This window comes from Chamaesiphon sp., from assembly GCF_041737865.1.
Taxonomy (GTDB): Bacteria; Cyanobacteriota; Cyanobacteriia; order Cyanobacteriales; family Chamaesiphonaceae; genus Chamaesiphon.
In genome coordinates this window covers 1-10,385 of sequence record NZ_JBGSQZ010000110.1, presented here as the reverse complement: position 1 = coordinate 10,385, position 10,385 = coordinate 1, and the positions used below count along the sequence as shown (strand labels likewise).

Here is a 10,385-nt window from a genome sequence, read left to right as displayed (position 1 = left end):
GAGCAGGAATCGCGGCGCTACCACACCCCACTAACGCCTGCTTGGTGCGCTGTCTTGTCGTTTTTTTATTCGGGGGGAACCCTAGACATAAAAACGCCGCTGTCTTGAAAAGGTGCTTCACTTGGGGAAACCCCAAGAACGCACTTTTCGCTACGCGGACTAATACCAGAACAGGTATTTGTTTAACCGAACCGTATTGCTCTAACCCTTAACCCCCCCAACCCCTAAAAATATTGGATCGCCTGAATATTATCGCCCAACAATTTGCTACATCTAGACTGATTACAAATGTTCGCGCCTTTGGAAGTGGCAATATCAATGATACGTTCCTCGTCACCGTGGATGCAGCCGAACCTCATTTTGTACTGCAACGGATCAATACTCATGTCTTTCAACAACCCGCGCTAGTGATGCAGAATATGCGAATCTTCACTCAGCATGTATGTGACAAATTGCAGCATGAAGTGAATCTCGCTCGTCGCTGGGCAGTACCAACAGTATTATTAACGATAGACGATCGCGACCATTGGGTAGAACCTGACGGTACATATTGGCGGGCAATTAGCTTTATAGATGGTTCTGCATCGCTCGATATTATCCAAGATCTCGCACATGGGCGGGAAGTTGGCTATGCTTTAGGGCGATTTCATCACCTGATTAGCGATTTAGATCCCGCACAATTGGCTGATACATTGGAGGGGTTTCATATTACGCCCCAATATCTGGAATATTACCAGCGGGTGCTACCAACATATACTGGTGCGATAGATCCAGAAGTAGATTATTGTCTCAAGTTCATCCAGGAGCGGCAAGAATGGGCGCGAGTTCTAGAAGATGCCAAAAGTGATGGTAAGCTCCCCTTGCGTCCGATCCACGGCGATCCTAAGGTAAACAACGTGATGATTTGTACCACTACTCAACAGGCGATCGGGATTATCGATCTAGATACGGTCAAGCCAGGACTGGTACACTACGATATTGGTGATTGTTTGCGATCGGGTTGCAACCCGCTGGGTGAAGAGACAACAGCATGGGAGCAGGTACAATTTGACACGCAGATGTGTCGGGCGATGCTGGAGGGATATCTCTCCCAGGCGAGTGGTTTCCTCACCAGCGATGATTATGAATATCTATTCGATGCGATTCGATTAATTGCCTTTGAATTAGGATTGCGATTTTTTACCGATTACTTAGCGGGAAATGTTTATTTTAAAGTCAAGTATCCAAACCATAATCTCGATCGAGCATTAGTTCAATTTAAACTGACTGAGAGTATTGAAGCGCAAGAAACAGCGATTCGATCGATTATTGAAGATTTACGATGAGTAATTTTAGCCTCGTTCCTTTTGCGTCAGATGCCTTACCAACGATCGAGATCTTCGGTAATATCGATCGAGCAGATAATATCCTCTCGATCGAGTATCAACTCCTCGACGATCTGGATTCAGTAGCAATTGCATCACCCGCAGTCGCACCTAGTCGCAAGTTTGCACTGTGGGAAGCTACCTGTTTCGAGTTCTTTATCGGGGTGCTGGGAGATCGTAATTATTGGGAATTCAATCTCTCACCTAGTGGCGATTGGAATGTGTTCCGCCTCGATGATTATCGCCAGGAGCTAAAAAATGAAACAGCATTTACATCGCTACCATTTGATGTCGATCGATCTGCAAATTCTTTGACACTAAAATTAGAATTCGATCTAAGTAAAATTATCTCAATCGATCGTCAATTAGAAGTCTCGATCGCGACGGTGATTAGATCTACCCAAGATGAAATTAGTTATTGGGCATTGACACATTGTGATGAAGAAGCTGACTTTCATTTGCGGGATAGCTTTGTAATTAAGATCTGATTTTATGTAGATCCTCGGTTTGTGATCGCGTCAGCATAACGCACCCTGAAAAATCTACAAATCTTACGAGTTAGATAAAATAATATGAAAGATTATCAAATATTGGTAAATAGTCAAACCTATCGAAAGATAAGTTCTTATCTAGATCGGCTCAAATCTGGAGCCAGTTGTGGTAGATATCTACGCGATCGATTGCTACACCTAAATTTGTCCGAACTGACAATTATTGAATTCATTGAAGTTCTAATGAGAACCAAGCGTCCGCAGATTTTTGCAGAATTTGAAGTTTATGGTAATGGGACTGATTGGAATCAGGAAGAACTAGCTATTTTAGGAGATATCAGTATCGTTACACCAGTTACGATCTATGATAACGGCAAGCATCGCCATCCCACTATTCATGAAGTGCCATTTCTAGCTACTTTGATTTTCACCCCAGGGGCATTATTACGCAACGGTAATAATATTACGCCTGTTGATTGGGAAGAAGTTACTGACAATGGAGAATTGAGTAGAACTAAATATTATCAACTCTACGAACGGAGATTATTACCAGCATTTATTTATGCTAACGATCGAGCCAAGCAAAATGGGCAGATGGCACTCATTACCATTCCTGGCTTGGGTTGTGGACAGTTTGCAGGTGTATTTAGAGGACGGTTAGGTACAGAACTAAAAGATATACTAATTACTTTCTTGTTAACCCACGGTCATAATTTTTCAAATATTAAAGTTGTCTATTACGATCCTTACCAAGAGTGTGAGAATGAAAGATTTGAGATCGACGGTATTAGTTTATTAGTCAGACCATTAACCAAAGGCAACACCAATAAGCCCCAACTATGTCATCCACAAGTTTATGCAGAAGCGGGCGATGATTTCACAAATTATCAACTATTTAGTTTTGTCGCTTGGGATCATGTTTCATGGCCAGGTAATGATTTTTATCTAGGTGCTCGATCGACAGATGATGGTGTCAAAGCTGCGGCAACTAATCTGATGGAAGTGATGACTGGTATCGAAGGCAGATACGATTGCCAAACATATCAGTATCATCCACCCACCACCTATAAAACCTGGAAAGAGGTAATCATCAGAAATAAGATTCAACTAGAAGTTTTCAATAATCTTACGGTCTTACCACCGTTAGATTAATTAAGGAATGAAAATTTAATCATGTGCAGATCTACTCTCGTTCCAACCTTTCGTAGGGTCAATTCATGAATTGCCCCTACGAAAGGAGGAATTACTATTTCACCCAAGCTTGTTCCCATCCAGCACCACCCACTTCCAAACCAGCATTATTACTACTAGCTGTGATAATTTGCTTACCCTGACGAGTACGCAGATCGATCGACAATACACCTTTGAGTGTATCGCGACAACACATCACCAAACCCTTTTCTGTCGGCGTACTTACCATCGTACCAGCAGAGTCAGTCGTACCAATTAGTTCTACCTGAAAATCTCCATTGCTAGCTTGAATTTTCCATTCTCCCCACGGTTGAATCTGCCAACTCATCTGTGAATTCCACGGTGCAAATTCATAAAACCTGTCGCGATAATGAATGCCAATCATCCCAACTTCTTCCGTCGCCCACAATACTTTGCGTCGCCCACCACCTGCGGTAATCGCTAAACCAACTATCTCCTCAAAGCTATTACAATTCACCCAAAACCACTTCTGGGGAAAAGAGCGTCCCCAATTTTTTTCACTATAAGCTGGTGCATTGATAAAATCATAGCGTTTGCCCCGCCACTCGATCCAACCTGTCGCCAAGCCATGCGCCATCAGCATCTGCCATCCTGGCTCAAATATCCTTAGGTACGATAACAACCCAGCAGTGGCTTGTTGCGTCTGCTGGGGCTGTCCCCAGCCATATACAGGGACGGTATGATAACACCAGCGACAGTCTTGGGCGGGTAATGCGCCTTGATGTAAAGTAGCCGTAACTTGATAACCCTCAGTAATTTGACGATCGAATTCTGCAACTGACAATAATTGCGGAGCAATAGCTAATTTATCTCCCCAATGTCCTAATCCCAGCTCATCTTTTGTCGCCCAAAACTTATGAGGATCTGGGAAAGATGAGAGTAAATATTCCTCATCAATCCCTAACATTTGCACTGCGCCACCGCTGCGATCGCTTTTGCCTAAAGGATCTTCGATCGAATACATAAAAGCAAAAGATTCCCTAATTTTAGGCAAAGTCACCCGAAAATACCACCCTTCAAAAAAATCTGGATCTACACCATTCCAATGATATCCACTATGAGGTACCTGCAAAATCTATCCTCCTAATTTCTATTACCTATCCACCATCCACCATCCACCATTCACCAATTCACAAAACACGCGATCGGGAAAACTAGATATTCCCAGAAAAACAATTTCCAGATAAATTGATAAAACTCAGCGATCGATTCTTTCTTTTCTAAATCTACGTCCCTACTATACCACCATAATAAGCCTAGTAATCCAGTATGGGAAATTACTAAAATCCAAGTATTAATGGCTGATGAAATAAATATTCCTGCTCCGATTGTGCCTAAATAAGCAATAGTAATTGCCCACCGCGTTAAGTTAAAGACAGTTTTTTTACCCAAGACTAGCGTGAAAGTCTGAATCTGATATTGACGATCGCCTTCAAGATCTGGGACATCTTTAAAAATCGCAATGGCAATCGTAAATACAATGATAAATAGGGTCAGCACCCAGATAGTTGGCGGTATGACATCTGTACCTGTAAAAACTCGATTAAAGTGGGAGAAAATACCTAAATTAACAATGCCGCCCCGAACTGTCAAGATACAAAAAGCAGCGAGTAATGGATACTGTTTAAACCTAATCGGTGGTAGAGAATAAGCCGTACCGATCGCTAAACTGAGGGCAACTGTTCCCAATAACCATTTACCTAATAATGCCGCAATCGCGATCGCTAAAATACCTGTCACCCCAACGATCCACTTGCCTTGACTAATTGACAATTTACCACTAGCCAATGGTAAATCTGGCTTATTAATCCGATCGATCTCGACATCATACAGTTGATTTAGTCCGACAATATAGACATTGCCTGATAGACAAGCGATCCAAGTTCCTAATAGTTGAATGATACTTATCGGAGAAATCGAGCTATGCGTTGTGGCGATCGCGATCGTATAGAGTGCGAATACACTTAGAGTAGTACCAATAATCGTATGCGGACGCGAAAATTTCCAAAGCTGTGATAAATACATTAGGCGTAGATCGGATGGGATAGAAGAAGTGTGTAATCTAAGTAGAGGTATATTTCTGGAGTTTAAACTAACTAGAGAATAAAAGGTAGCTACAGCAACTCTTCAGATCGCCTGTTGAGATTGCGAGTCAGGATATCCGTAAGCGTTACCCATCAGCGATCGACAGTCAGAAATGTCACAATAATATTAGTTCCAAAAGTCTCTTAAATTATTGTGCCGATCGCAATTGAGTCTACCTCTATCCCTACCACAACTAAACTTTGGATGCCAGAGCAGGTATTGTTTACACCTGCTGCCATCCAAGAACCCTGGGGACAACAAATATTAGCCCGAATCGAGTCTCTACATTTACCCATTGAAATCCTGCCTCACAACCGTCTCACCGGACTGCGCGGCGACAATGAGCGCGAAACATATCAAATCTCCAAACGCACTTTAGCCGTCGTCACAGCTCCCCCCAGTAGTTTCAAACTCAGCCCCATTCCCCCTTCTGCTGACTGGCAATTTCACCTCGCCGAAGGTTGCCCAGCTCACTGTCAGTACTGCTACCTCGCAGGTAGTCTCCAAGGGCCACCAGTAATTCGCGCCTTTGCCAATCTCCCGCAGACTCTAGCCAATCTGGGAGGCTACGAACGTGTAGGTGAAGCAACGAGTTTTGAAGTTAGTTGTTACACCGATCCTCTAGGGATCGAGCATCTCACAGGGAGTTTAGCAGAGTGTATCCGCTACTTTGGTACCCGCGAAGATGGATATCTGCGCTGGGTTTCCAAATTCGATGCCGTCGAGGCCCTGTTAGATTTGCCTCACAACGGACATACCCGCTGTCGGGTGAGTGTCAATGCCGCGCCTGTTTCGATGCGGTTTGAGGGCGGTACAGCTCCCGTTGCTGCCAGGTTACAGGTGTTGCGAAAGTTGGCTTTACCGCGCACTCGCGGTGGTGGTGGCTACCCAGTTGGGGTGGTAATCGCGCCGATTATGCCGATAGCAGATTGGGAGTTGCACTATACTCAATTGCTCGACTCAATCTCTACAGCTTTAGATTTTGATGGCGATCTGACATTCGAGCTGATTACCCATCGCTTTACCCCTGGTTCCAAGGAAACTTTATTAGAGTGGTATCCTCAAACCAAACTGGAGATGGATGAGTCTACCCGCAAGGTTAAGCGCAATAAATTTGGGGGCACTAAGTACGTTTATGAGACGGATATCATGAAACAGCTTCGCAGCTTTTTCGAGCGGGAATTGTCGCGCCGATTCCCCCAAGCCAAGCTCCTGTACTGGACATAATACATTCCGATTAGTAACAGCATAGATCCTCAGATCGGACAGATCCCCGACTTCTTCGAGAAGTCGGGGATCTAGCAGGTTAAAGTGCAGATCGTCACCTGAATCAATCTCTCTCAGATGGATGATGGATACCTCCCTCCTTAGAATGAGCAAACTCAGCTTAAAGCTTTGTAGGCTGTTTGTTAATCATCTACCGATCGAGAATTTAGAATCATGGCTAGCGAAAGACAGATCCAGGATAAGCGCGAATCAACTCAAGAAGACTCGATCGAGAATGGAGCAGCACAGCAGGAATTAGCCGATCGATCCAAAGACAAGAAAAAGTCCGAAAAATCTTCAAAATCGGCAACTTCAGAATCAAAACACGATGAACCTGCACAAAAGCTGGAATCACTCTCAGTAGCACTCCAAGGCGAACTTAGCTCGATCGATCCTGATGCAGCTTTGAAAATGATTGATGAGTTACATGGATTGGTTCATCAATCCAAGCAACCCGAAGCTAAAGAAATTGCGACAGGGCTGAAAGAATTGCAGAAACAATTAAAGCGCAAGGAGCCGAGCGGACACGAGCTAGGCGAACTAATCGGTCATCTGGGCGAGCAAACTAGCGAAATCGCTGCTGGAGCTGAAAAAGAACTCAAAGCACCTCTTCAACGCTTAGGGAAGCAACTTGTCAAAGTCGGTCGCTCCCTAGCTAAAGCTGAAGATCTACACCATCTCGAAGGTTTAGATGCCGTAGTAGATATATTGGAGCAAGATCCTAGCAAGAGCGATCCCAAATCCGCAGTCAGTGAGATCGATCGGTGGTACGATCTGCTACACAAATCTGAAGATCGGAGCCTCAAAGCACTCGCCACCGAACTCAAGCAGCTCAAACAGCTTTTAAAAGCAAGTAAAACAAAAGGCGCAGATCTCAGCGAGAAACTGATCGAGATCGGCGAGCAGACAACCGCCGCCGCCGCCAATGCTGGCCGAGGTTTTAAAGGGGTCATCCAAAAACTGGGCAAAGTGCTGACAACATTTGGCAAATCCTTGTCATAGCTTGTAGATCGGCATTCGACACGCAAAATTCGAGACGCTACAAAGGACGGCAGAAGCCCAAGACCGCACTTTTCGCTGTCAACTGTCAACTGTTAAACAGTTTTTAGAAACGTCAGTCAAACTTCAGATTGCTCATCCCAAAGATAGATTCTGTATCTCTATCCTTAGAGGGATGAGCTATTTTATTATATATTTTATCTTTAATAAGGAGAGTTCATTAAATACATAATGAACGAGCACAAGCAAGGAGAATAAAATGTCTATAACTCTTGATGATTCAAAACGTACAGCAATTGCTTGTAAGCTAGCTGGAATCAAAGAAGTCCAAAACCTACTAATTGCTACTGAGGAAAAACTTATTTCCGCTAGTAGCGACCAGGAAGTTCGCGATCGCCTGAGCAAAATGCTAGACGACGACAAAAAAAATCTAGGCGTTTTGGATACCATCATCGTCCAGTATGGTGTCAAAGGCGAGCCAAAAGAAACTGTCACGATGATGGTTGAAGAGATTACCAAGTTGATGGATGGCCCAGAGTTGACAATATATGAAAAAGTCGCCCAGCACGAGGCACTAAAGCACGAGCAATTCATGGCTGGATATCTGCTTCATAAAGCTGCTCAAGTCATCGGTGCAGATGTAGAAGCCGCACTCACTCCACTCAACACGGTCAACTTTGAGAACCGCGCTCATGAAGAGCAACTCAAAGGTGTGATCGAATTAGTAGGTGTTCGGGAACTAACTGGACAAGAACCAAAGCAAGGTCTGTGGGCAAGAGTTCAAGATTCCGTAGCTGCATTTTCCGGTGTTGTCGGTAGTGTTGTCACCCATAACACCGATAAATCTGACATGAACATTCAAGATGTGATTCGCATGGATCATAGCAAAGTCAGTATCCTATTTACGGAAATTGAAAATACCAACGATCCCAAAAAGATCGAAGAATATTTTGGTCAAATCTATAAAGATTTATCCGTTCATTCAGAAGCTGAAGAGCAAGTTGTTTACCCAGCAGTTCGTCCCTTTTATCAAGAGACTCAAGAACTCTATGATGAGCAAGCTGAAATGAAAGTCATGTTAGAAGAAATCAAATCGATGAATGCTTCTGACAGCAACTTCAAAGCTAAAGTAGAGCGACTCAAGATGGCAGTCCAAGAACATGTCACCCAAGAAGAAAACACCATGTTTGCAGCGATCCGCAACAACTGTAGCGACGAGCAGCGCGAACAATTAGCTACTCAGTTCAAGAGTGCAAAAGCTAAACTTCAAGAGGAACTCGCAGCAACTGCTAAATAAGTAAGTAGCTGGGTATAAAAGTTTTCACACTTAATTTAAATTTTAGGACTTGTTGGGAATGATCCCAACAGTCCTTATTTTTTAGGCTCGAATACTGGTGCTCATGCGGCTGCTGCCTAACACACCCTACACCGATTTAGCTTCGTTAGGATTGCTATAGATGTCCGCGTCGCCCTGACTGTAGTTGATGTAGGGTGTGTTAGGCGCAAGCCGCATGAGCACCAGTATTCGATACCAGGGATCTGATTTAGAATCGCTATATTAATATTCGAGTCGATTTTCGATCGAGATTGCCAGTAATTGCGGAGAAGTGTCTGATTGAACTTCAATAATTAGAGCCTCATTAGAGGCGGGTGCTTCTAGAGTTGCTAACTGACTGCACAGCATAGTAGCCTGCATAAAGTGTCCCTGTCGCTGCTCCAGCCGCGCCTGAACTAACTCTGGTGATACTTGGAGATAGACAAACCGGACAGACAGCGAATCTACTGGAGTAAGCTGCACTCGATAGGATTTTTTGAGCGCGGAGCAAGCTAAAATCATCGTCTCACCACGAGCTATGTTTACCGCAATTAGCGTCTCCAGCACATTCAGCCACGATCCGCGATCTGCATCGCTCAATGGCTCACCACGAGACATCTTAGCAATGTTCGCTGGTGAATGATAATCATCTGCATCTACAAACAACCAGCCTGTCAGCGCACTCAAGGCTTGCCCAATCGTGGTTTTGCCGCTACCACTAACGCCTATCAATATGATGACCATGTTGTTATAGCAATCCTAAATGAAAAGATAGGTTGATGTAGGGTTTGTTGGGCTACTGCCGCATGAGCACCAGTATTCTGAATTGAGATGTACTGCTTTAATCATAATCTGTTCGACAATTTTTAGCGATCGCGATCGCTAAAGCAGTGATGGATAGAGCATGGGAAAGCTAAATCGATCTGATTGACAAATCTTTCAAAAGATAGATGTTGAGTAAAAAAATAGTTGTTAAATTACGATACAACAGTTGACTAAAATCTAAGAATTAGCAAATCATGTCAAATCAATCAGATAGTTTTAAGCCAGGCGACAAGGTAGAGTGGGAAAGTTCGCAAGGGACGATCGAAGGCACTGTCGAAAAAAAATTGACTGAGCCGATCGATATCAAAAAGCATCATGTAGATGCGTCCAAAGACGATCCGCAATATCTAGTAAAAAGCGACAAAACGGGCAAGGAAGCAGCACATAAGCCCAAATCATTGACCGATCGGGAGGAGTAAGCAGTAGCGGACAATGCGAAACTATTAAAAATTTTCAGTAGGCGGTCGATCGAGCGCACTCAATGTCATTTTGGCATCACTCTACTAATGTATTTAGAGCCTTATCTACCGATCGACTAGCCTCTATCGATCCCCTGAGTTTATTAACTTACATCGCTCTATCAAAAGATATAAACATTACTAAAATTCACTATTGAATATCTTTAAATCAAACTGAAAAATTGCGGGTTAAATTCAATCTAGGACTGTCGATCTCGACGTAATTAAGTAGGGCTTGCTGAATTAGTCCCTGATGCTGTTCTAAAGCCTGAACTCCTTGCTAAAAAATGGTTTTGTTGCAAATATTCTCACTCGATCGCCAGATTCAAGCGATCGAGTGCAAGGGTTTTGAGCCTTTCAAAGTCAAAAC

Annotated in this window: 10 protein-coding genes; 7 read left to right on the top strand and 3 right to left on the bottom strand. The window is 43.6% G+C overall.

Going from position 1 to position 10,385, the window contains the following annotated elements; translation table 11 throughout:
* The first annotated feature begins 233 nt into the window (after positions 1 to 233).
* The 3 genes from ACEW9J_RS07830 (at position 234) to ACEW9J_RS07820 (ending at position 3,007) form a co-directional block, all read left to right on the top strand.
* A complete protein-coding gene (locus ACEW9J_RS07830; protein ID WP_373544573.1) occupies positions 234 to 1,325 on the top strand; it encodes a phosphotransferase enzyme family protein in 1,092 nt (363 codons plus the stop codon).
* On the top strand, positions 1,322 to 1,852 hold the full coding sequence (locus ACEW9J_RS07825) for a DOMON-like domain-containing protein (RefSeq protein WP_373544572.1): 531 nt from the start codon (positions 1,322 to 1,324) through the stop codon (positions 1,850 to 1,852). Before ACEW9J_RS07830 ends, ACEW9J_RS07825 begins: the two co-directional genes overlap by 4 nt.
* Positions 1,853 to 1,936: 84 nt before the next feature.
* Positions 1,937 to 3,007 carry a hypothetical protein gene (locus ACEW9J_RS07820; protein ID WP_373544571.1) on the top strand — a complete coding sequence of 357 codons (1,071 nt, stop codon included), beginning with the start codon at positions 1,937 to 1,939 and terminating at the stop codon, positions 3,005 to 3,007.
* Between the two features lie 94 nt (positions 3,008 to 3,101).
* On the opposite strand, the gene ACEW9J_RS07815 is transcribed toward ACEW9J_RS07820, so the two are convergent.
* Both ACEW9J_RS07815 and ACEW9J_RS07810 read right to left on the bottom strand, forming a co-directional pair.
* The gene (locus tag ACEW9J_RS07815; RefSeq protein ID WP_373544570.1) at positions 3,102 to 4,139 is read right to left on the bottom strand and encodes a tocopherol cyclase family protein; all 1,038 of its coding nucleotides are present in this window, start codon (positions 4,137 to 4,139) and stop codon (positions 3,102 to 3,104) included.
* 50 nt (positions 4,140 to 4,189) lie between these two features.
* Positions 4,190 to 5,092, bottom strand: a complete 903-nt coding sequence (locus tag ACEW9J_RS07810; protein ID WP_373544569.1) for a homogentisate phytyltransferase — start codon at positions 5,090 to 5,092, stop codon at positions 4,190 to 4,192.
* Positions 5,093 to 5,356: 264 nt separating this feature from the next.
* Here ACEW9J_RS07810 and ACEW9J_RS07805 point away from each other — a divergent pair, with 264 nt between their 5' ends.
* From ACEW9J_RS07805 to ACEW9J_RS07795, 3 genes are all read left to right on the top strand, one after another.
* On the top strand, positions 5,357 to 6,379 hold the full coding sequence (locus ACEW9J_RS07805) for a spore photoproduct lyase family protein (protein ID WP_373544574.1): 1,023 nt from the start codon (positions 5,357 to 5,359) through the stop codon (positions 6,377 to 6,379).
* 213 nt (positions 6,380 to 6,592) lie between these two features.
* Positions 6,593 to 7,420, top strand: coding sequence for a hypothetical protein (locus ACEW9J_RS07800; protein WP_373544568.1), 828 nt, complete (start codon positions 6,593 to 6,595; stop codon positions 7,418 to 7,420).
* Positions 7,421 to 7,676: 256 nt separating this feature from the next.
* Positions 7,677 to 8,714, top strand: a complete 1,038-nt coding sequence (locus tag ACEW9J_RS07795; RefSeq protein WP_373544567.1) for a hemerythrin domain-containing protein — start codon at positions 7,677 to 7,679, stop codon at positions 8,712 to 8,714.
* 261 nt (positions 8,715 to 8,975) lie between these two features.
* On the opposite strand, the gene ACEW9J_RS07790 is transcribed toward ACEW9J_RS07795, so the two are convergent.
* Complete coding sequence (locus ACEW9J_RS07790; protein ID WP_373544566.1) at positions 8,976 to 9,476, bottom strand: gluconokinase; 501 nt, start codon at positions 9,474 to 9,476, stop codon at positions 8,976 to 8,978.
* A 275-nt stretch (positions 9,477 to 9,751) separates the two neighbouring features.
* Between ACEW9J_RS07790 and ACEW9J_RS07785 the strand changes: the two genes are divergently transcribed.
* Positions 9,752 to 9,976, top strand: a complete 225-nt coding sequence (locus ACEW9J_RS07785) for a DUF2945 domain-containing protein (RefSeq protein ID WP_373544565.1) — start codon at positions 9,752 to 9,754, stop codon at positions 9,974 to 9,976.
* Positions 9,977 to 10,385 lie beyond the last annotated feature (409 nt).

Excerpts from the sequence above, each read along its gene's own strand:
- ACEW9J_RS07795 (WP_373544567.1), top strand. The coding sequence starts at position 7,677 with ATGTCTATAACTCTTGATGATTCAAAACGTACAGCAATTGCTTGTAAG.
- ACEW9J_RS07825 (WP_373544572.1), top strand. The coding sequence starts at position 1,322 with ATGAGTAATTTTAGCCTCGTTCCTTTTGCGTCAGATGCCTTACCAACG.
- ACEW9J_RS07785 (WP_373544565.1), top strand. The coding sequence starts at position 9,752 with ATGTCAAATCAATCAGATAGTTTTAAGCCAGGCGACAAGGTAGAGTGG.
- ACEW9J_RS07800 (WP_373544568.1), top strand. The coding sequence starts at position 6,593 with ATGGCTAGCGAAAGACAGATCCAGGATAAGCGCGAATCAACTCAAGAA.
- ACEW9J_RS07805 (WP_373544574.1), top strand. The coding sequence starts at position 5,357 with ATGCCAGAGCAGGTATTGTTTACACCTGCTGCCATCCAAGAACCCTGG.
- ACEW9J_RS07820 (WP_373544571.1), top strand. The coding sequence starts at position 1,937 with ATGAAAGATTATCAAATATTGGTAAATAGTCAAACCTATCGAAAGATA.
- ACEW9J_RS07790 (WP_373544566.1), bottom strand. The coding sequence starts at position 9,476 with ATGGTCATCATATTGATAGGCGTTAGTGGTAGCGGCAAAACCACGATT.
- ACEW9J_RS07810 (WP_373544569.1), bottom strand. The coding sequence starts at position 5,092 with ATGTATTTATCACAGCTTTGGAAATTTTCGCGTCCGCATACGATTATT.